This window comes from Legionella bononiensis (assembly GCF_016786215.1).
In the GTDB taxonomy this organism is placed as follows: domain Bacteria; phylum Pseudomonadota; class Gammaproteobacteria; order Legionellales; family Legionellaceae; genus Legionella; species Legionella bononiensis.
In genome coordinates, this window is record NZ_JADOBG010000003.1 from 40,075 (window position 1) to 62,798 (window position 22,724).

Below are 22,724 nucleotides of genomic sequence, written 5' to 3' on the forward strand. Positions count from 1 at the left end.
CTCAGTTCAATTTATCCTTACAAATGAATGGATTGCGGCCACCTGGTAAATGAATATCCTCATTAAATCAGCGATACTGTTTCTCTCCTTTTGCATGTGTTAAGATTAATATTTTTGGAAAATCCATAATGGCAGTAACAATTAAAACACCTGATGAAATAGAAAAAATGCGTGTCGCAGGTCGACTGGCAGGTGAAGTTCTGGAAATGATCGGGCCTTATGTAAAAGAAGGAATTAGCACCGATGAACTTAATACCATTTGTCATGACTACATCGTTAATGTTCAAAAGGCAATTCCCGCGCCATTAAACTACAATGGTTTTCCCAAATCTATATGTACCTCGATCAACCATGTAGTCTGCCACGGAATACCTGGTAAAAAAACCTTAAAAGATGGAGACATCATCAATATTGACATCACCGTAATTAAAGATGAATACCATGGTGATACCAGTAAAATGTTTATTGTTGGTGAGCCATCCATCAAAGCAAAACACGTGGTCCAAATCGCTCATGATTGCCTGTTCATTGGAATAGATATGGTTAAACCCGGAGTACAGCTGGGTGACATTGGCCATGCAATTCAACAGCATGCTGAAAAAAATCGCTGCTCTGTAGTGCGAGATTACTGCGGTCATGGAATTGGCCGAGTGTTTCATGAAGATCCACAAGTATTACATTATGGTGTGCCTGGTACTGGTATGAAACTGGAACCGGGAATGACATTTACTATAGAGCCTATGGTGAATGTTGGGAAATACCATACGCGTTTATTGCCCGATCATTGGACCGTAGTTACAAAAGATCATAGCCTTTCTGCTCAATGGGAACATACCTTGCTTGTTACAGATAACGGTGTAGAAATTTTGACTCTGCGTAATGAAGAACGATAATCGTACCATTAAAAATATTATTAAACAGTTCAAGGATGAGCTGTGTAATGAATTCAGACAAAAAGCCAATATTATTTCCATCACACGCAAATTGGCTGCCTTTATTGATACCCTGCTAATAGACCTCTTTACTAAAAATAAAATGGATCAAGGTGATCATTTTTGCCTGCTTGCCTTGGGCAGCTACGGGCGCAGAGAGCTTCAACTCCATTCCGATATTGATTTACTCATTCTGCATACTGATAAAATATCAAAAGCTCAACTGCATAAGGCACAAACGTTTATACAGGATTGCTGGGATGTTGGTTTAGAAGTAAGCCATCAAATTACCAGTGTAAATTCCTGCGCTGAATTGGCCAGTAAGGATTTAACCGTTATCTCTACCCTTATGGATATGTTTCTGATTTGTGGCAAAGGAACATTAATGGAAGAATTAAATTACCAAATTCATCCTCTTCACATGTGGCCAAGCAATGAATATTTTTATGCCAAAGAGCAAGAGCAAAAAAATCGTTATGCAAAATACGGAGAAACAGCTTATAACCTTGAACCTAATATTAAATACGGACCAGGAGGCTTACGTGATCTTCAAATACTCCTCAGTATCGGTAAACGTCACTTCAACGTTAAAAAGCTGGCTGACGGTATCGGTTATGGATTTATTACAGAAAAAGAGTATGAAAAACTCATGTATTGCCAACACTTTCTGTGGAGAGTACGCTTTGCTTTACATATGCTCGCAGAGAAAGCAGAGGAGCGTTTATCCTTCGATTATCAGGTTAAATTAGCTCAGGTTTTTGGTTATCAGGATCAACCACATTCATTGGCAATAGAACAATTTATGAAGGATTACTTTAAAGTCATTAAACGTAATCGTGAATTAAATGAAATGCTCCTGCAATGGTTTGAAGAAACAATTGCTCATCACCAAAAGCAAAAAATAATTCACCTTGATAATGAATTCCAATTATCCAATAACTATATTGAAGTACGTCATACTCATGTATTCAAGCATCGCCCCTATTCCATACTTAAACTCTTTCTCTGGATAGCAAAACGTCCTGATATTGAAGGGGTACGAGCCAGTACAATCAGATTAATCAGGGAATCCTTATTTTTATTGAGTAAACGATTTCGAGATTCACCTGAAGCGACACAAATTTTTATCAGCATTCTCAGAACAGGGAACGATCCCTATGAAGCTTTACAAAGAATGAATCGATACGGTGTATTAGCTCATTACCTTGATTGCTTCGCCACAGTTACCGGACAAATGCAATACGATTTATTTCATGTGTATACGGTAGATCAACATACCCTTTTTGTTATTCGCAACATATCACGGTTCAAACAAGAGGCCTTTATAAAACAATTTCCACTCTGCGCCAAAATTATGCCAACCCTTGATAAGCCGGAAATTTTGTATTTAAGTGCATTATTTCATGACATTGCCAAAGGTCGAGGAGGAGATCATTCTGAGTTGGGTGCTTATGAAGCGCAATTATTCACCGAAAAACACCAGATCAATAAAGAAGACAGTGACCTATTAATCTGGTTGGTACGATATCATTTATTAATGTCACAAACAGCTCAACGTCAGGATATATATGATCCCAAAACCATTGAGCATTTTTGCCAACTCCTCCCTCATCCACGCTATCTGGATTATTTGTATTTACTGACCGTCGCTGACATATGCGGAACCAACCCTACACTCTGGAATGCTTGGAAAGACTCATTATTAAAAGAACTCTATCGTGCTGCAAAACATATGTTGCACAAAGAACAAGAACTGATGGATGAAACCGAACTTATTAATACTCGTAAACAACTCGCACGAGATATACTGATTTCAGAACACATTTCAGATGAATCCATTCAACAACTCTGGAGTCAATTTAAGGGTAAATATTTTCTTCATGAATCACCAGAGATCATCGCTCGACATACCCGAGCAATTCTATCCTGCAAACAATTTCCCCTGGTCATGATCATGCCGCATCATAGCCAGGGAGGAACAGAAGTATTTATATATACGCCCCATAGAGATGAACGGTTTACAATTACCACCACTGTTCTGAGTAATCATCACGTAACCATTCAGGAAGCAGCAATTACAACTTGCGATAATCAATTTGACCTGGATACCTATATTATTTTAGATGAACAGAACCAGGCATTTTTTGATGAGGAACGTTCAAACGACATCCAAAAAGCTTTATGCATCCATCTAGCTGATAAAGACCATCTCCCTCCGGTTACTCGAAAAAGACTCTCAAGAGTTCTCGCTCATTTTAATGTCAAAACACAAATTAACTACAGCGAAGATAATCTAAATCACCACACTCGTCTATTCCTGGTAACCAATGACAGACCCGGATTACTGGCAGCCATTAGCAGAGTTTTTCTTAGTTTAAACATTCATTTACATAATGCGAAAATTGCAACAGCTGGGGAACGTGTCGAAGATATGTTTTATATTACTAATCATCAAGGTCAACCATTATCTAGCGAAGAAAAAGAAGTGCTACGGCAAAAATTAGTTCATGACTTAGCCAGTACTAAATAGTTAATGGAATTGTTCTTTAATCAGGTTTACTTTATCCATTTAAACAAATATGAATTAGAAGTCAATACCTATGTAACATCTCAACAGACCGGTATTCATCATCTCCAACGAAGTGAAAAATCTCCTGAAATCGACCAAATGCCTTCTTTTGAATCTCAGTTTTTTTTAGGGATATAAAAATTTCCATGACTTTGAACAGTTTGTGACAAAAGTTATAACTATATGATTTTATAAATTAATCTAAAAATGTATTGATTCCTCTCCTTCATTCCTATTGAACTACTTAGCATTTTTTTACAAAACAATCAATTTCAATAATTATATCTAAAATATAGGTCTATAATTTATAAATGTAGTGGAGGTTTTGTAACTATATGAATAATTATAATAAGTTCATTCTTACATCGGTATTAAAACCTGAGTTGATTCAGCTCTTGATAAACTTTGCCCCAAGTTCGCTGATGGACATAATTATTCAACTCTCTAAAATAATTGAAACGGGTAAAGAATCCTTTATAAATCCTATAGATACAGATCAAAATCAGGAACTTGAATCCTATATTGAATCTTTAAATTCCACTGCCTCAGGTATTGACACCCTCAGCTCAGGTTTTGGCACTTTGGTCTATGTACCTTTAATGAATGCGTTCCACTCCCCTGCTGGTGATACATTTTTTACTATTTCAATTTTAAATCCAGGTTCTGCAAACGCTGCTGATTATGAGAGTCCACAGGTTTTCTTTTATGAATTACCAATGGAAATTCCCACTGTGACAGACGTAATACCCCCTACGCCAGGCCCAACCCCTGAAACTCTATATACCTTATCAGCATGGGTTGAAATCGATCAAAACTATAATTTATTTAAAGATACAACAGCGAGAAATACAACATCATTTACTCAATACTCAGTCGGTGGGCAAATTATTAACTATGCTATTACCGATTTACAGGTACACTTTATTTCTCAAGGTGAATGGGGAGCTATTAAAGACATACTTTTTACAGGTGATGCATTTGATCTCGGCAGCAAAGAACTGTCATTTACCAATTTTAAAGCGGTACAAATCGCGATGTTTGATTCACCTCTCTATGATCAGTTACCCAAGGTAGGCATAAATCTCTCTATAGATGGAGCAAAAGAAGGCTCCATTAAAGCCACCTCAGTAAATGATTATATTATCATCTATCACTCCAGTAATGATGATGGAACTCCGGGTGTATTTAAAATTGATACGTTGGCGGGTGATGATATGATTTATATCAAGCCTTCTCAGTTTATTTATACCGTCAACGGCATCCCCAATATTAACTCCGGTTTTGACATCATCAATCACATTAATACAGACAGTGGAAATGATTTTGTCGACAGCTCCACCTCTTTAAGCCAAAACAACATCAATTTAGGACAAGGATCGGATGTCGCGCTTGGTGGAGGTGGAAACGATGTTATTTCAGGTGATGATGGAAATGATATGATCCAGGGTGGTTCTGGTAACGATCACATTATGGGTAATGACGATAATGATTCTATTTTTGGAGATGATGGAAATGACATTCTAGAGGGAGGAAATGGCAATGACTCTCTTGCTGGTGGAGACGGATCAGATACTATTTCTGGAAATAATAATGACGATATTATTGATGGTGGATTAGGAAACGATTTTCTTGCAGGAAATAATGGTAATGATGTCCTGAATGGTAATGAAAATGATGATAATATTTTAGGCAATGATGGCGATGATATAATCTATGGAGATGATGGCAACGACTTTATAGAAGGTGGAAATGGTACTAATATCATGGATGGAGGCGCAGGCAACGACACCTTCAAAGTCAATGCCGGCGAATCTGGGGTAAATACCTTCCAGGGTGGTACCGGAACCGATCAAATAGTCGCAGCAACCAACGCAACCATTTTTTTAAGTTCCACTTACAACGCAACCAATTCCATAGAACAGATTAACGGCGCAATCAACCCCAGTACCAACATTATTCAAGGCCAGGATGTAAGTAATAACTGGGACTTTTCCACTACCGCTTTAACGAACATTGATGCCATTCAAACTGGCAGTGGTAACGACACAGTCACCGGCTCAACAGGAAATGATACCATCAATGGAGGACTGGGAAATGATACGCTAAATGGCTTTAATGGCAATGATACCCTTTACGGTAATGATGGTACTGATGTCATCAATGGTAATCTGGGTAATGATACTCTTGTACCAACATTATTCAAGGCCAGGATGTAAGTAATAACTGGGACTTTTCCACTACCGCTTTAACGAACATTGATGCCATTCAAACTGGCAGTGGTAACGACACAGTTATTGGTTCAACAGGAAATGATAACATCAATGGAGGCTTGGGTAATGATATCCTGAGAGGTAGTAACGGCAACGATCTGCTGTTTGGCAATGATGGCGATGACTCCATTTTCGGTGACAATAATGATGACATTATAGAGGGTGGAAATGGTATAAATACCATGGATGGAGGCGCAGGCAACGACACCTTCAAAGTCAATGCCGGTGAAACCGGAGTGAATACATTCCAGGGTGGTACCGGAACCGACCAAATCGTTGCTACTACCAATGCAACCGTCTTTTTAAGTTCCACTTATAGCGTGGCGAATTCTATTGAACAAATAAACGGCGCAATCAACCCCAGTACTAACATCATTCAAGGACAGGATGGGGTTAATGAAAACTGGAATTTTTCCACTACCGCTTTAACGAACATTGATGCCATTCAAACCGGCAGTGGTAACGATACCGTCACCGGTTCAACAGGAAATGATACCATCGACGGAGGCCTGGGCAATGATACCCTGAGGGGTGGAAACGGCAACGATCTATTGTTTGGCAATGATGGCAATGATTCCATTTTCGGTGACAATAATGATGACATTATAGAGGGTGGAAATGGTACTAATACCATGGATGGAGGCGCTGGAAACGATACCTTCAAAGTCAATGCCGGTGAATCTGGGGTAAATACCTTTCAGGGTGGTACCGGAACCGATCAAATAGTTGCTACAACCAACGCAACTCTCTTTTTAAGTACCACTTTTGGTGCAGCAAATTCCATAGAACAGATTAACGGCGCAATCAACCCCAGTACCAACATCATCCAAGGCCAGGATGGAGTTAATGAAAACTGGAATTTTTCTACTACTTCCTTAACAGACATTGATGCCATTCAAACCGGCAGTGGCAACGATACCGTCACCGGTTCAACAGGAAATGATACCATCGACGGAGGCCTAGGGAATGATACCCTGAGAGGAGGTAACGGCAACGATCTGCTGTTTGGCAATGATGGCGATGACTCCATTTTCGGTGATAATAATGATGACATTATTGAGGGTGGAAATGGTACTAATACTATGGATGGGGGGGCAGGCAACGACACCTTCAAAGTCAATGCCGGTGAATCAGGGGTAAATACCTTCCAGGGTGGTACAGGAACCGATCAAATAGTTGCTGCTACCAACGCAACCCTCTTTTTAAGCACCACTTATGGTGCAGCAAATTCCATAGAACAGATTAACGGTGCAGTCAACCCCAGTACCAACATCATTCAAGGCCGCGATGGAATTAATGAAAACTGGAATTTTTCCACTACCGCATTAACTAATATTGATGCCATTCAAACCGGTAGTGGTAACGACACAGTCACCGGATCAACAGGAAATGATACCATCGACGGAGGCTTGGGCAATGATACGCTAAATGGCTTTAATGGCGATGATACCCTTTACGGTAATGATGGTACTGATGTCATCAATGGTAATCTGGGTAATGATACTCTTTACGGTAATGACGGTAACGATACTATTCATGGTAATGAAAACAACGACTTGATCTACGGTAACGCTGGCAATGACTCTCTTTTTGGTGATGATGGTGATGACATTATAGAAGGTGGAAATGGTACTAATACTATGGATGGAGGCGCAGGAAACGACACCTTCAAAGTCAATGCCGTTGAAACCGGAGTGAATACATTCCAGGGTGGTACAGGAACCGATCAAATAGTTGCTGCAACCAACGCAACCCTCTTTTTAAGCGCCACTTATAGTGCGACTAATTCTATAGAACAGATTAACGGCGCAATCAACCCCAGTACCAACATCATCCAAGGCCAGGATGGAGTTAATGAAAACTGGAATTTTTCTACTACTTCCTTAACAGACATTGATGCCATTCAAACCGGCAGTGGCAACGATACCGTCACCGGTTCAACAGGAAATGATACCATCGACGGAGGCCTAGGGAATGATACCCTGAGAGGAGGTAACGGCAACGATCTGCTGTTTGGCAATGATGGCGATGACTCCATTTTCGGTGATAATAATGATGACATTATTGAGGGTGGAAATGGTACTAATACTATGGATGGGGGGGCAGGCAACGACACCTTCAAAGTCAATGCCGGTGAATCAGGGGTAAATACCTTCCAGGGTGGTACAGGAACCGATCAAATAGTTGCTGCTACCAACGCAACCCTCTTTTTAAGCACCACTTATGGTGCAGCAAATTCCATAGAACAGATTAACGGTGCAGTCAACCCCAGTACCAACATCATTCAAGGCCGCGATGGAATTAATGAAAACTGGAATTTTTCCACTACCGCATTAACTAATATTGATGCCATTCAAACCGGTAGTGGTAACGACACAGTCACCGGATCAACAGGAAATGATACCATCGACGGAGGCTTGGGCAATGATACGCTAAATGGCTTTAATGGCGATGATACCCTTTACGGTAATGATGGTACTGATGTCATCAATGGTAATCTGGGCAATGATACTCTTTACGGTAATGCCGGTAACGATACCATTCATGGTAATGAAAACAATGATGATCTGAACGGAAATGATGGCAATGATATTCTTTTTGGAGATGCAGGTAACGATTTCGTGAACGATGGAAAAGGAAACGATGTATCAAATGGTGGAGTTGACATTGATACCGCATTACTACGTTTTAATTATAGTGACTATACCTTCAGCTACAATGCTGGAACACAGATCCTGACAGCAACCAATACTGTAGAAGGAGTCGAAAAAGATACCTATGTCAACTTTGAATTTTACAACTTCAATGGTACGCTGTATTCATTCAATGCAGGCGTATTTACGCCTGTAATTCCCCCGGTAGTTCTGGACCTGAATGGTGATGGCGTTCATTATTCAAACCAACCAGTACTATTTGATGCAAATGGCGATGGCATTTTAGATAAGACGCAATGGATAAGTAAAGAAGATGGAATGCTTACATTTGATAAAAATGCAGATGGACGTCTAACTGATATAACTGAAATTTCATTTGTAACCTATCGTGAAGGGGCTCGTACCGATTTAGAGGGGTTAAAGGCATTTGATACTAATCATAATAATCAATTGGATCAGGATGATAAAGATTGGGCTTCTTTTGGAGTAACTCAAAATAATCAATTTATGAATCTGGATGAGTTAAATATTTTATCTATTCAACTGGAATCTGATAATCATTATCAAATTCCCGAGACAGGCATTATTGAATTTGGCCAAGGGATTTTTACTTATAGTGACGGATCTATCGGAAAAACTGCTGATGTGGCTTTTGCTTATGAGCTGATTAATGAATATTCTGTACTGGATAATCAAGCCAATTCATTAGATACTATTTTAAATGCTAATCAAGAGAAGACTCCTGATATTCAGCCCAGACAATCAGCTGCAACTGAAGTTGAAATGACAGAAGGGTTACCAGCGACAATCCAATCATTTACAGAACCACTTCCTCAGATACTAGAGCTGGTTTAATTAATTATTGTTACAAATGCCAAACCAAAATAAATTACCCCACCTTATTAAAAATCAAAACAGATAAATACAAACCAGCTCATGGAATTTATTCGAAGTTCGAGGTGTATACATCTGAATTAGCGCCCTGACCACCTCGTTCAAAGATCCATTTATATCCATCCACCCCAGCGCCACGCTTACTTTATGACTTCGATTATCATGTTTTTGCGCGTGTTCAATAATTTCAGTTAAAGTCATATTTGAACGTACTTCAGTACTTCTAAAAAATCAAAAAAAACCTGATTGGGATTTCTTGAACGCTTCACGATGAGATTTATAAAAGAGCGCTCTTGCAGTCTCAATTCTAGTTAAATCAGAGTCTGTTGATAAATGCTCATTAGGGTTAAGGTTTCTTTGCGTGCTTTCCCTAATTACCTGATTGTCACAGTAACTATTAAAAAACGTTACTCAGAGCCACAGCATGAGTACCTATGAAAGTAATAAGTGACTGTCTATTCACTAATAACTCGGGTGGGCTGGTTAATTTTATATTGGGTATATGTCCTGATTGATTCAAACCGATATGAAGTGCACGAAAGTAAGGACTGTATTTAAAATTACCTAATAAGGTTTTCTCCTCATGACTATTAACCGGTATTCCTAATGATCCTGTTGCTTATTAATCACGGGTACAAAATCCTGTACTCTGCCATTACTGCTCGCAAGTAAACCATCACAAGTACCAAACCAATCTGTCTTTTGATAGATGCCTGCTCCTTGAAATTCATTGAAATCAGCTGCGCCAGTTGTGATATTAAACTCACCGCCAACTACAACAGCAGAATCCATTGATACACAATACCGAAGCGCATTACGAGTGTCACCCTGCTTCATGTAATCACCATGAATATTAACCACAGTCAGAGTTCGATAATAGAGAGAGGTAATCTGTACCGATTGACCCCTTCCTGGAATAGGAATGTTGGATTTAGCAGTAGTATTTATTGGTTTTGGAAAGCGATTGTAATCAGCAATAGTGAATAATGCTGAACGAGTACCAACTGTATTCGTTATATTACTTAAATTAAGGGTTTCAAAACCGGGAATTTGTTTTAATTTATTATAAACCGAGTTGCTTCTGTCATCAGTACTATTGTATTGAGGCGCTTCCTGAAAAATAAATACATCAACTCCTGAGTTTTTCAACTCCTTGATGACCTGGATAAGTTGATCCAATCTCTGTAGGTATTCTGTAGTTGACTCAGATTTTTTGAAATAATTATTAGAGCCACTCCCCCTGCACATCAAATTAAATACACAGACAGCCCCATCGATAATCGGTTCATGATCAGAAACCTGTGCTTCTATAACTGATTTATTACCTAAACATTTGAATGCGACCACAGTTAATTTACCTTTATATCAGATTGATATTAAAATAATCTTAACGATCCAAATTAACGCAATAATAATACTCTTAACGGCATGATTTAAAAAAATCAGATAATAGATTCGAACATTCATGTTGCATAAGTCCTTCATCTATTAATACCTTGTGATTCAATGGATAACCTTGGAGAAGATTAAATACAGAACCAGCTGCTCCGCCTTTAAAATCTCGAGTTGCGAAGACTAAACGTTTGATGCGAGCCTGAACTATGAGTCCCGCACACATGACACAAGGTTCGAGCGTCACATAGAGGGTGGTATCCAAAAGCCGGTGATTTTTAAGATGTTGAGAGGCTTGTCTGATGGACATGAATTCCGCGTGATCGGACGGATCGTGGCTGGTTTGCAGAGCATTTCTACCAATGCCCAATAATTCATTGTCTTTACTCACTAACACGGCACCAACCGGCACTTCCCCTTCCGACTGAGCAAGAAGTGCCTGTTCATATGCCATTTGCATCCAGAATTTATCGTTCATTCCCATTCTATAGTTGCAGGAGGCTTACCTGAAATATCATAAGTGACACGGGATACACCTTCTACTTCATTGATAATTCGATTAGATACTGTACCTAAAAACTCCCATGGTAAATGGGACCAATGAGCGGTCATGAAATCTACTGTCTCTACAGCACGAAGACAGATCACGTAATCATAGCGACGTCCATCCCCCATTACTCCAACACTTTTTACTGGTAAAAATACCGCAAAGGCCTGACTGACTTTATGATACAGCTGCGCCGCGTGGAGTTCTTCAATAAATATAGCATCTGCTTTACGTAAAATGTCCGCATATTCCTTTTTCACTTCAGCAAGAATACGAACGCCTAATCCAGGCCCCGGAAATGGATGTCGATACACCATTTCATGAGGTAACCCTAATTCAAGACCCACTTTACGCACTTCATCCTTGAATAATTCACGAACAGGTTCTAATAGTTTTAAATTCAACGTTTCTGGCAATCCACCTACATTATGGTGCGATTTAATGACCACTGACGCTCCATTCGTACTGGTTGCCGCAGACTCAATAACATCGGGATAAATAGTTCCCTGAGCCAGCCAGGTAACTTCCGTGATCTTTTGAGCTTCTTCGTCAAATACCTCAATAAAAGTTCTACCGATGATTTTTCTTTTTTCTTCCGGGCAGGTAATTCCCTGCAAAGCGGATAAAAATTTCTCTTCTGCATTAACAGCGATAATATTGATTCCCATGTGTTGACCAAACATGGTCATCACCTGTTCTGCTTCATGTAAACGTAACAACCCGGTATCAACAAAGACACAAATTAATTGTTTGCCTATGGCTTTATGTAACAGTGCAGCAACGACAGAAGAATCAACACCGCCAGATAAACCAAGAAGCACTTTATCATGACCTACCTGTTTTCTTATCTTAGTGATTGCTTCATCAATAATATGTCCCGCAGTCCAGGTAGTTGAGGCCTTGCATATATCTACAACAAAACGTTGTAAAATGCGTAATCCTTGCAAAGTATGGGTTACTTCAGGATGAAATTGAAGGCCATACATCTGACGTGACTCATCAGCCATTCCAGCAATAGGTGCATTACGGGTCTCACAGATGATTTTAAAACCCGGGGGTAATTGAGTTACCTTATCTCCATGACTCATCCATACATCTAAAAGCGCCTCCCCTTTATCTGATGTACGATCTTCAATATTTTCAAAAAGTTTGCTCTTCCCATGCAGACTTAATTCCGCATAGCCAAACTCTCTGATTAAAGAGGATTGAACCTCACCTCCCAGTTGTACAGCCATCGTCTGCATACCGTAGCAAATGCCTAATACAGGTAAGCCAGCGTCAAATATCCATTGAGGTGCTCTAGGATTGGCATCATGAGTTACAGTTGAAGGACCACCAGATAAAATCACACCGCAAGGATCTCGTTGTTTGAACAGATCCTGATTTATATTGTAGGGATATATTTCGCAGTAAACTCCCATTTCACGAACTCGTCGTGCAATTAGCTGTGTGTACTGAGAACCGAAATCCAGTATAAGTAAAGGACGTTGTTTTAAATCAATCATTATTAATTATCCACTTGATAATTAGGCGCCTGCTTGGTAATACTCACATCATGTACATGTGATTCACGAATTCCCGCATTGGTAACCTGTACAAATTCTGTTTTGGAATGCAACTCATCAATGGTTGAACAACCTGTATAACCCATACAGGATCGTAGTCCACCCAGTAATTGATGAATTATTGTTTGTACCGGCCCCTTGTAAGGTACCCGCCCTTCAATTCCTTCAGGAACCAGTTTTTCCGCACCTTGCGAAACATCCTGAAAATAGCGGTCACTGGAACCTTGTGCCAAGGACATCGCTCCAATGGACCCCATTCCTCTATAACTTTTATAAGTACGTCCTTGATATAATTCAATTTCACCTGGCGATTCTTCAGTACCGGCAAACATACCACCTAACATAACAGTATCTGCGCCTGCGGCCAGTGCCTTACATACATCGCCTGAAAAACGAATACCTCCATCAGCAATAACCGGAATCGAGCCATTAAGTTCATTAGCTACATTAGCTATTGCGCTGATCTGAGGTACTCCAACTCCTGTCACAATTCGTGTAGTGCATATGGAACCTGGACCTATACCTACTTTAACAGCATCAGCTCCAGCTTTGTATAAATCGCGAGCTGCGGCAGCCGTGGCTATATTTCCACCAATGACCTGAACTTCTGGAAAATGCTGTTTTATCCATTTAACCCGGTTTAATACGCCCTGAGAATGCCCATGAGCAGTATCTACAACCAGAACATCCACACCAGCGTCAACCAGTGCTTCTACGCGTTCATCTGTACCATCGCCAACGCCAACTGCAGCTCCAACACGTAACTGCTCTGATCCGTCTTTACAAGCGTAAGGATTATCCTTAGCTTTTTGAATGTCTTTAACGGTAATTAAACCTCTTAATTGAAATGAATCATTTACAACCAAAAGTTTTTCAATTCGGTGCTTATGCAACAAGCTGCGCACCTCTTCTCTACTGGCTCCTTCTTTGACTGTAACCAGCCTGTCCTTTGGGGTCATGACCTGTGCTACAGTCAGTGCCATATTCGTTTCAAATCGAATGTCGCGACTGGTTACAATTCCAACCAGATTTTGACCATCAACAACCGGTACTCCTGAAAAGTTATATTTGGTCATCACATCAAGTAATTCTTTAACTGTTACATCTGGTGTTACTGAAATCGGATCTTTAACCATACCACTTTCAAACTTTTTAACCCGTCTTACTTCTTCAGCCTGATCCGTAATTCCCATGTTTTTATGAATAATCCCAATACCACCTTCCTGAGCCAGGGCAATAGCCAATCGTGCTTCAGTAACCGTATCCATTGCCGCTGAAAGCAAGGGCATATTCAAGTTTATTGAGCGCGTTAATTTGGTTTTTAAAGTCACATCTTTAGGAAGAATAAGGGAATGGGCAGGTACAAGTAAAACGTCATCAAAAGTTAAAGCGTGCTGTACAATGGAAAGAGCCATATTGTTCTCACTCCAGTAGTTAAATTAACCGAATAGTTTACTACATTTGTAAGAAAAGTTAAACATTTAATTCATAATTATTACACTTTATTATTAATTTCGGGTTTAATTCTGTTTGTAGCTCTTGACATCTTGAATTAAGGATTGATTAGCGTGTACACTGTTGGTTAAATATTGTGTTGAATCGAATAATAGGAAGGGTTCAGCGTTGGCTAAAATAATAGTAATCACATCAGGTAAAGGCGGAGTGGGAAAAACCACTTCTTCTGCGGCTATTTCTTCGGGTCTTGCCTTATTAGGGCATAAGACTGTAGTTATAGATTTTGACATAGGATTAAGAAACCTTGATATCATCATGGGCTGTGAACGCCGTGTAGTATATGACTTTGTTAATGTCATCAATGGCGAAGCGAGTTTGAATCAAGCGCTTATTAAGGACAAACGTGTCCCGAATTTGTATATTCTACCTGCCTCACAAACACGAGACAAAGATGCATTAACTCTTGAGGGTGTAGAAAAAACACTAAATGATTTGGCTAAAGATTTTGATTTTATCATTTGTGACTCCCCTGCAGGAATTGAAACTGGCGCTCTAATGGCCATGTATTTCGCCGATCATGCAATTGTTGTGACCAATCCGGAAGTATCATCCGTTAGAGATTCAGATCGAATCTTAGGCATATTGGCCAGCAAGACTAAAAGAGCTGTAGAGAATGCAGCGCCAATTCAGGAGCATCTCTTGTTAACACGCTATGACCCCGAACGTGTTGAGCGTGGTGAAATGCTGTCCGTTACTGATGTTAAAGAAATATTGGCAATTCCATTGATTGGAGTAATACCCGAATCGAAATCCGTTTTAAGGGCATCTAATACAGGAACACCAGTAATACTTGATGAAGCAAGTGATGCAGGTATTGCTTATCAGGATGCTATAGCACGTTTTCTCGGGGAAGAGCGACCAATGCGTTTTATTAATAATGAGCGTAAAGGATTACTTCGTCGCCTATTTGGTAAGAACAAGGAGGAAGTGACAATATGAGTATTTTTAATTACCTCCGTAGAAGAAACTCTACCGCTTCGGTTGCTAAAGAACGTCTGCAAATCATTATTTCTCATGAGCGTTCTCAACGTAATACTCCGGATTATTTACCTAAACTGCAAGAAGAAATTCTTGCGGTTATAGCAAAATACGTACATATTACCCGTGATCAGGTAAGTGTTAATCTGGAACGTATGGGCGATAATGCAGTTCTGGAATTAAATATTACAATGCCAGATGTTGCAGAACAAGTTTAAATCATTGATCAGAATGAACCAATAGATAACTGCTTTTCATTGATTTCTACTAAATTTATAGGCAATCTCAAGCTGTAACAATTATTGAAATTGCATTCTTACCTCAATTCAACACAGTACATAATTAGATTATTATCAAAAGAAATAATTTTGTAATGTTTCTATTTGAATAAGAACATAAAATCAAATATCTGATGAAATTAAGCTATAATTTAAATCAAAACATGAATGTTACTTTACGAGAGAACATTTTAGATTAATTGATTATGTCTTTTCAAAATTAATATAGCCCATTTAAAAATAAATCAGTCCGTTGAACAATCAACAAAATTATAGAATAGGAATAATATTATAATGACTGATCACAAACCATGTATATTGCTCGCTCGTCAAGGAATATATGATAAAGACAGTATCGTATATGCTTACGAAATATTGTACCGTAATGGCAATTTACTCTCAGCAGAAGTGAATAATAACAATCATCATGAAGGAGATACAGCAACCTCCTCTGTACTCACTCAACTTTTTACAAATCTGGACTTCACAGCACTTATTGGAAGAAAAAAGGCGTTTATCAATTTTACTTATAACAACATCATTCAACAAATACCAATGTTACTTCCTAAAGATAGAATTGTTATTGAAGTTCTTGAAACAGTATTAGCGGACAAGGATATAGTAGACAATTTATGGACACTCAAAGAGAAAGGTTATCAAATTGCTTTAGATGATTTTGTGTACAATAAAAATCTTGAAGAGCTTATTGAAATTGCAGACATCATAAAAATTGATGTGCTGAACCAAAATGAGCAAGAAATTGAGAATCAATTGGCTCCCTTGAAAAAATATAAGGGTATTCTTTTAGCAGAAAAAATTGAAGACAAAGTGCAATTTAAAGTCTGTCAAGATCTTGGATTTCAATATTTTCAAGGATTTTTTCTAAATAAACCAGAATCAGTTGAAGGCACAGTGATCACTGAAAATAAAGCGCAACTCATACGTCTATTGACTGAACTGAATGATGATAATGTAAGTATTGAGCGCATCGAGGAAATTATTTTACAAATTCCCAAACTAAGTTATCGAATTTAACGCTTAGCGAATTCTCCTTCTATGTATTCCAGTAGAAAATTTGAATCCTTGCTTGATGCAATTGGCCAGTTGGGGCTAATACAAATTCGTAACTGGTTAAATTTATTGTTATTAGCGAGCTTTGATGAGATAGCACCTGACCTGCTTGAGCGCACTTTAATCCGAGCTAAAATGTGTGAATCACTGGCCAAAACAATGAAGCATGCAACACCACATCAAGCATACACTGTAGGGATCTTATCTACCTTAGATGGCATATTAAATAAGCCATTAGATTTGCTCTTATCAAAGATCCATTTGAGTGAAAAACTAAATGACGCACTACTCTATAAGAAAGGAGAGTTAGGTTCATTCCTTAAATTTTCGATTGACTATGAACAGGCAAATTGTACCAGTCTTAATTCTTTATCTATAAATGAAGAAGAGCTTACAAAGCACTACCTTAAAAGTATAGAATATGCCAATTCAATGCTTGATATCATCAATATGTAATAATAACTTTAAACTTGATGACTTTAACGCATATTTACAGGAAAAATACTTCTTCACTTATCACATTTTGTGGTTATTTTAAACTTAGGGTTATTATACATTAAGAATATTCGTTTAATCATAATATCTAAAAGTCTCTGCTAGAATAGCAAACAGCCGTAATTAAATAATGAATGTCAACAACAATAAATGGTTGAATTGATTGGATAACTAAAATCAAGAGATGACTATTTTTTATTCAATTAATAAGGCACTACCGTTAAACAAGGAAATAATCCAGTCAAAATGGCAGTGCCCCGAAGATGGCCAACTTCAAATCTATTTATACAATTTCACTTTCTATAGTGTCCTTTATGATCTTTCTTTTAACAGACTTATGATCACTAGATAAAGGCTCACGTCTAAGTTCATCATCAGCAAAATCATCAACTTTTATAACTTCTTGTCTTGCAAGCTCTGCCTCTTCCAACTCTTTAGCTTCAGCAGAAGTCAGGATCCCGCAATTTAACGCTTCTTCAATTTGATCTTTAAAGGTCAATGATTGCAACACATGCTCTTTGGCTGCTTTCATTACCTTGCGCTCCAAATCTTCAACAGCACAAATTTTATGAAATGCTTCTTCCATTCGACCTAATGGGCAATTTTCACCAGGCTTACTATAAACCAGACGTGTTAATCGAGAACGTGTTTCATTAGGTTCAATTAACATTCTGGCTAATTTATGCCCTAATCGGTCGTTAGGTATGTGCCTTCGGTTACCGAATGGTTTTAAGATTAATGGCAAGACAATTCGAGCCCAACGTGCTGGGAAGTTAATAATCACACCATGCATTGCATCTTCACATTCATGTAATAATTGTTGACAGCTCCATTGTACCAAAGGCAGATCAGCCGGGGGTTCACCGTCTTCATAAAACCGTTTCAGGACACTGGATGCCATATACAAGCAACTTAACATATCACCCAACCGAGCAGAGAGTTTTTCCCTTCGTTTTAATTCACCACCCATTACGACCATTGAAAAATCAGCAAGAAATGCAAGATTCGCGCTGTATTTATGTATTAATTGATAATATCGTTTTACTGAACTGGCCGGAGCTTTCGACATATGAGCATCAGTCCAGGCAAACAAGAGCGACTTGGTAAAGTTCGCGATAGTAAATCCTGCATGAGCAAAAAATGCTTTATCAAATTGCTCCAAATCATTATTACGCACACTTTCCAATTCTTTAAACACATAAGGATGACAACGAACGGCACCTTGACCAAAAATAATTAAGCTGCGCGTTAAAATATTAGCACCCTCTACCGTAATTCCAATTGGAGATCCTTGGTAACCTCTGCCTAAATAGTTATTAGGTCCGAGACAAATGCCCTTTCCACCATGAATGTCCATAGCATCCAAAGCGATTGCTCTGGCACGTTCAGTAGTATGATATTTTAGAATTGCACCAGCAACTGAAGGTTTGGCACCATGATCAATAGCTGCTGCAGCCATGGTTAATGAAGCATCGATAATATAGGTATTGGCTGCAATTCGAGCCAAGGGCTCTTCAATACCTTCAAACTTACCAATTGGTTGATTAAATTGTTTTCGAATACGTGCATAAGCTCCAGAAGCAAGAGCCACGGCCTGAGCACCACCACTTGCACTTGAAGGCAATGAAATAGCCCGTCCGGCACTGAGACATTCCATTAACATGCGCCAACCCTGACCGGCCATAGCGGCACCACCAATTAAATAATCCAGAGGAATAAATACATTTTTACCCTGCGTTGGTCCATTTAAAAACCCTGTATTTAACGGGAAATGTCTTCTACCCTTAATCACACCAGGTGTTGTAGCCGGTATTAACGCACAGCTTATACCTATATCTTCGCCTTTACCGAGTATATTTTCCGGATCGAACATTCTGAATGCCAATCCAACTACAGTTGCAACTGGACATAGAGTGATATAGCGCTTATCCCAATTCAAGCGAACCCCAACCACTTCTTCTCCATTAAACTCCTGACGACAAACAATGCCCTGATCTGGAATAGAGGCAGCATCAGAACCGGCATTTGGTCCTGTCAATGCAAAACAGGGTACTTCACGTCCATCAGCCAATCGTGGCAGATAATAATTCTTTTGCTCTTCAGTTCCATATTTAAGTAATAATTCGCCTGGACCTAAAGAGTTGGGCACAGAGATTGTTGTTGCTGCAGTTATTGAACGACCGTAAATTTTCACCAAAATAGACATTTGTGCTGTTGCAGAAAATTCTAACCCACCATATCGTTTAGGAATAATCATGCCCAAGAAACGATTATCTTTGATAAATTGCCATACTTCAGGAGGTAAATCAGTGCGATTATGAGTAATATCCCAATCGTCGAGCATGGAGCATAAAATATTTACCGGTCCATCAAGAAACTCTTGTTCTTCTTCAGTCAAATGAACGACGGGAGCGCTTCTTAGCTCTGTAAAATTAGGAGCACCACTGAAGATATCGCCTTCCCAACTCACTGTCCCTGCTTCCAATGCTTCTCGTTCAGTGCTGGACATTGCCGGCATTGCCTTGCTGATCACCTTAAACAGATGTTTTGATATTAACTCTCTTCGCAATGGTTTTATTGTTCCTGCGATTAAGACAAGTTCTATAGTCCATAACAAAGATTGCGCAAACCAACCTGGAGAGCCAAAATGAAGGATCAAACTCATATAAATTGTAAAGCTGATAGCCCATACCGATATTGCGGCCTGACGAGTTATCAATATCCCTGCCGCACCTATTGTCGCAAGTATTAATAGTACATGTAACACAGAGTTCTCCTTATTATCAGCCAATTAAAAGTAACTTGTGGTTATATTAGAAGTATAGCATCAATAGCTTCTATAACCTGCTTAGCAACAGACTTTGGGTGTTCCATTGGAAATAAATGTGTCCCCTTGGTTTTAAAACTTTTTATATGAAAATTTTTCCGCATATAACGTACATCCAAACGATCAACAACAGTACTTCTATCTCCATACAATAAAGCTGCTGGAACCGTTAACTTCCCTTCAAAACTCGGTATGACGTGCGGGATCGTTCTATATATTTGATATTCAATATGCCTGTCAAATTTCAAATGATAACCGTCTTCTTTTAAATCAAGACCGTACGTGATGTAATCATTTAAACATTCATCAGTGAACGTTTTAAATAAATCTCTTGTTTTCAAATAGCGAAGCAATTGATCATGATCTTGCCAATGAGTCCTTCTGCCTTTTGTTCTATATGCCGGTGTCACCCTGTCAATAACACCTAAAGCTTTAGCCAATCGAACCATACTCGATTTAAGGGGACCAATCAAAGGTGAATCCAATAATACCACTGCTTTAAATAAATCAGGTCGCTCAATCGCCGCCAACAAACTTAAAACACCGCCTAAAGAATGACCGACTGCAATCACCTTTTGATTCGCTTGTTGTTCAATACTCGCAATTACCTCATCAACCAGATTATGCCAGTTTTCTGTCACGGGATAATCTGGATTATGCCCAATCCTGTCCACGTAACACAAATCAAACCGGACAGCCAACTGATCTAAAAATTGCTTATAACATAATGAAGGAAATCCATTGCCATGAGCAAAATGGACTAAGTCCTTCATCATGACACCATTTTCTTACTATCAGAGCGTAATGATCTGACCGCAAAACTAAAATAGACACCAATCAAAGCCAGTAAAATGAATCCAAATCCATAGAAAATAGCATTCAACGTGATAAATATCATCATGACAAGCAGCATTGGAGTAGACGATACCATAAATAAACGACAGGATTGGCTAAATTTAAGTTTAAATGAGAAAAAAATTCTTGAAAAAACCTGTCCCAGAAAAGCCAGAACAAGGAAAAAAACCACCAACAACGAATAAAAGATAGCAACAACTACGGGATAAATCATTAATTGTGCCGCATATTTTAAACCATATATGGAGCTGCTGTTAATGATGCTTTTACCGTCAAACATCATATTCATGCCTTTATCAAAAGGCTGAACTATTACAGGCCCTCTGATTGTTTGATCAGTACCAACAGCCATTATTGAAGGCGAAGGAATTTTTATCGACATAGTATTTTTATTGATAAGCAAGGTTAGATAAGGGTATTCCTTTGTAAACTCAGATATGGTTCCGGTTGAATCGATAATAACGGATACAAGACCTTTATCATTTTTAATAAGATAAGGCATTGGTTTATCAAAATTAAGCGCTCCGTTTTGGATATAAATTGTAGGTAACGAGAGTATCGGTGCTATCAATTGATTATGAAACTCAGAATTAAATTCACCGCTCATTTTTAAAGAGTAAGGAATAGCGCCAATCGCGATAGCTAATAAAAGATAGAGTAGCCCGATTCCACGCCAGCGTTTCCCTACATCGATATATAATCTTTTTGAATAAAAGGACATATAAAGTGCTGACCAGTAGCTATAGACTGGGGCATCAAATGGTTTTAATTTATTTTTATCTTTAATTTTCGCCACACCATTCTCCAATACGCTTACCTGATTTTTGATGAAAAACATGTACTTTCATTTTAGGTAACTCTACAAAGATTTGTCCATCAGGAAATGAATAATCAGCGGGTAAGCGTAAATTAATACGCTCTCCATTATGAATACTTTTTGCCTGTATCAATTTGTCCGCGCCCATATCATCTATAAATTCAATCTTTAATTCTATGGAATGTTTATTGTTTTCGCTGGAATGCTGGATATGTTCCGGCCGGACAGCCAAAGTAAGCGCAGTATTGTCCTCTACAGCTTCTGTCCATTGTGGGGCAGGAAAATCGACTCCCAATCCAGTTTGAATAGTCTTCGATCCTTTTTTAAAAATACCAGTAAAGAAATTAATTGGATAGTGACCTGTAAATCCAGCAACAAACTCAGTTGCAGGACTTTGATACAATTCCTGCGGTGTACCGAGTTGTTCCACTACTCCCTGATTCAATACTAATACGCGTTCTGCCATAGTCATAGCTTCAGTTTGATCATGAGTAACATATAAACTGGTTGTGTTGAATTGTTGATGCAGTTTCTTTATTTCATGACGCATTTCCGTACGTAACTTGGCATCCAGATTGGATAATGGTTCATCAAATAAATAAACGGCAGGTGATCGTACTATGGCTCTACCCATAGCCACCCTTTGCTTTTGGCCACCAGAAAGTTCCTGAGGTTTTCGCTCAAGATACGGTGTCAGATGCAATAATTTGGCTACATCCCTTACTCGCTGATTAATATCAAATTTGCTCAGCCGTCGCATTTTTAATCCATAAGCCATGTTATCGAATACCGTCATGTGAGGGTAGAGGGCGTAGTTTTGAAATACCATCGCCATGTCTCTTTTGGCTGCCGGGATGTCGTTTACACATTGGTTATTAATCCGTATTGTTCCAGAACTTAAATTGTCCAGTCCCGCAATAAGCCGTAATAAAGTAGATTTTCCACAACCCGATGGTCCAACGACCACCATAAACTCACCCTTTTTGATACTGACCGTCAGTTGTTCCAAAATGGATGTTGTTCCTACCTTTTTAGTGACTTCAATTAAATCGACTGTAGCCATAT

At 38.8% G+C, this 22,724-nt stretch carries 15 protein-coding genes and 1 pseudogene; 8 read left to right on the top strand and 8 right to left on the bottom strand.

The features are described 5' to 3' along the window. Window positions 1-128: 128 nt before the first annotated feature. From map to IZU94_RS18410, 4 genes are all read left to right on the top strand, one after another. Window positions 129-893: a type I methionyl aminopeptidase gene (map, locus tag IZU94_RS03135; protein WP_203107925.1), complete on the top strand. Its 765-nt coding sequence runs from the start codon at window positions 129-131 to the stop codon at window positions 891-893. Beyond that, on the top strand, window positions 880-3,462 hold the full coding sequence (glnD, locus tag IZU94_RS03140; protein ID WP_203107927.1) for a [protein-PII] uridylyltransferase: 2,583 nt from the start codon (window positions 880-882) through the stop codon (window positions 3,460-3,462). Before map ends, glnD begins: the two co-directional genes overlap by 14 nt. Window positions 3,463-3,836: 374 nt before the next feature. Further along, window positions 3,837-5,717: a calcium-binding protein gene (locus IZU94_RS03150; RefSeq protein WP_203107931.1), complete on the top strand. Its 1,881-nt coding sequence runs from the start codon at window positions 3,837-3,839 to the stop codon at window positions 5,715-5,717. A gap of 47 nt (window positions 5,718-5,764) precedes the next feature. Next, a complete protein-coding gene (locus tag IZU94_RS18410; RefSeq protein ID WP_369410899.1) occupies window positions 5,765-9,280 on the top strand; it encodes a beta strand repeat-containing protein in 3,516 nt (1,171 codons plus the stop codon). 642 nt (window positions 9,281-9,922) lie between these two features. Here the strand turns inward: IZU94_RS18410 and IZU94_RS03160 are convergent. From IZU94_RS03160 to guaB, 4 genes are all read right to left on the bottom strand, one after another. After that, complete coding sequence (locus tag IZU94_RS03160; RefSeq protein ID WP_203107934.1) at window positions 9,923-10,666, bottom strand: hypothetical protein; 744 nt, start codon at window positions 10,664-10,666, stop codon at window positions 9,923-9,925. 73 nt (window positions 10,667-10,739) lie between these two features. Continuing rightward, complete coding sequence (gene tadA, locus IZU94_RS03165; protein WP_203107936.1) at window positions 10,740-11,189, bottom strand: tRNA adenosine(34) deaminase TadA; 450 nt, start codon at window positions 11,187-11,189, stop codon at window positions 10,740-10,742. Beyond that, complete coding sequence (guaA, locus tag IZU94_RS03170) at window positions 11,186-12,763, bottom strand: glutamine-hydrolyzing GMP synthase (RefSeq protein ID WP_203107938.1); 1,578 nt, start codon at window positions 12,761-12,763, stop codon at window positions 11,186-11,188. The genes tadA and guaA overlap by 4 nt, the downstream gene beginning before the upstream one ends. 2 nt (window positions 12,764-12,765) lie before the next feature. Continuing rightward, complete coding sequence (gene guaB / locus IZU94_RS03175) at window positions 12,766-14,238, bottom strand: IMP dehydrogenase (protein ID WP_203107940.1); 1,473 nt, start codon at window positions 14,236-14,238, stop codon at window positions 12,766-12,768. 208 nt (window positions 14,239-14,446) lie between these two features. Here guaB and minD point away from each other — a divergent pair, with 208 nt between their 5' ends. The 4 genes and pseudogenes from minD to IZU94_RS18135 form a co-directional block, all read left to right on the top strand. Further along, entirely contained in the window at window positions 14,447-15,277 is an 831-nt protein-coding gene (minD, locus tag IZU94_RS03180) for a septum site-determining protein MinD (protein WP_203107942.1), read from the top strand. Continuing rightward, on the top strand, window positions 15,274-15,534 hold the full coding sequence (gene minE, locus IZU94_RS03185; RefSeq protein WP_203107944.1) for a cell division topological specificity factor MinE: 261 nt from the start codon (window positions 15,274-15,276) through the stop codon (window positions 15,532-15,534). Before minD ends, minE begins: the two co-directional genes overlap by 4 nt. A 354-nt stretch (window positions 15,535-15,888) precedes the next feature. After that, complete coding sequence (locus IZU94_RS18130; RefSeq protein WP_238400482.1) at window positions 15,889-16,629, top strand: EAL and HDOD domain-containing protein; 741 nt, start codon at window positions 15,889-15,891, stop codon at window positions 16,627-16,629. A 12-nt stretch (window positions 16,630-16,641) separates the two neighbouring features. Then, window positions 16,642-17,121 (top strand): annotated as a pseudogene (locus IZU94_RS18135) (YuxH family protein); the annotation flags it as partial. A 322-nt stretch (window positions 17,122-17,443) separates the two neighbouring features. On the opposite strand, the gene IZU94_RS03195 reads toward IZU94_RS18135, so the two are convergent. The 4 genes from IZU94_RS03195 to IZU94_RS03210 are packed head-to-tail and all read right to left on the bottom strand — an operon-like array spanning window position 17,444 to window position 22,722. After that, on the bottom strand, window positions 17,444-19,927 hold the full coding sequence (locus IZU94_RS03195; protein ID WP_203107946.1) for an acyl-CoA dehydrogenase: 2,484 nt from the start codon (window positions 19,925-19,927) through the stop codon (window positions 17,444-17,446). 41 nt (window positions 19,928-19,968) lie between these two features. Then, entirely contained in the window at window positions 19,969-20,760 is a 792-nt protein-coding gene (locus IZU94_RS03200; RefSeq protein ID WP_203108107.1) for an alpha/beta fold hydrolase, read from the bottom strand. Next, the gene (locus IZU94_RS03205; protein ID WP_203107948.1) at window positions 20,760-21,680 is read right to left on the bottom strand and encodes a DUF1189 family protein; all 921 of its coding nucleotides are present in this window, start codon (window positions 21,678-21,680) and stop codon (window positions 20,760-20,762) included. Before IZU94_RS03205 ends, IZU94_RS03200 begins: the two co-directional genes overlap by 1 nt. Continuing rightward, window positions 21,625-22,722, bottom strand: a complete 1,098-nt coding sequence (locus IZU94_RS03210) for an ABC transporter ATP-binding protein (RefSeq protein WP_203107951.1) — start codon at window positions 22,720-22,722, stop codon at window positions 21,625-21,627. Before IZU94_RS03210 ends, IZU94_RS03205 begins: the two co-directional genes overlap by 56 nt. Window positions 22,723-22,724: the final 2 nt, after the last annotated feature.

Coding starts and splice junctions, on each gene's coding strand:
- map (WP_203107925.1), top strand. CDS start 129: ATGGCAGTAACAATTAAAACACCTGATGAAATAGAAAAAATGCGTGTC.
- glnD (WP_203107927.1), top strand. CDS start 880: ATGAAGAACGATAATCGTACCATTAAAAATATTATTAAACAGTTCAAG.
- IZU94_RS03150 (WP_203107931.1), top strand. CDS start 3,837: ATGAATAATTATAATAAGTTCATTCTTACATCGGTATTAAAACCTGAG.
- tadA (WP_203107936.1), bottom strand. CDS start 11,189: ATGAACGATAAATTCTGGATGCAAATGGCATATGAACAGGCACTTCTT.
- guaA (WP_203107938.1), bottom strand. CDS start 12,763: ATGATTGATTTAAAACAACGTCCTTTACTTATACTGGATTTCGGTTCT.
- guaB (WP_203107940.1), bottom strand. CDS start 14,238: ATGGCTCTTTCCATTGTACAGCACGCTTTAACTTTTGATGACGTTTTA.
- minE (WP_203107944.1), top strand. CDS start 15,274: ATGAGTATTTTTAATTACCTCCGTAGAAGAAACTCTACCGCTTCGGTT.
- IZU94_RS18130 (WP_238400482.1), top strand. CDS start 15,889: ATGACTGATCACAAACCATGTATATTGCTCGCTCGTCAAGGAATATAT.
- IZU94_RS03200 (WP_203108107.1), bottom strand. CDS start 20,760: ATGAAGGACTTAGTCCATTTTGCTCATGGCAATGGATTTCCTTCATTA.
- IZU94_RS03205 (WP_203107948.1), bottom strand. CDS start 21,680: ATGTTTTTCATCAAAAATCAGGTAAGCGTATTGGAGAATGGTGTGGCG.
- IZU94_RS03210 (WP_203107951.1), bottom strand. CDS start 22,722: ATGGCTACAGTCGATTTAATTGAAGTCACTAAAAAGGTAGGAACAACA.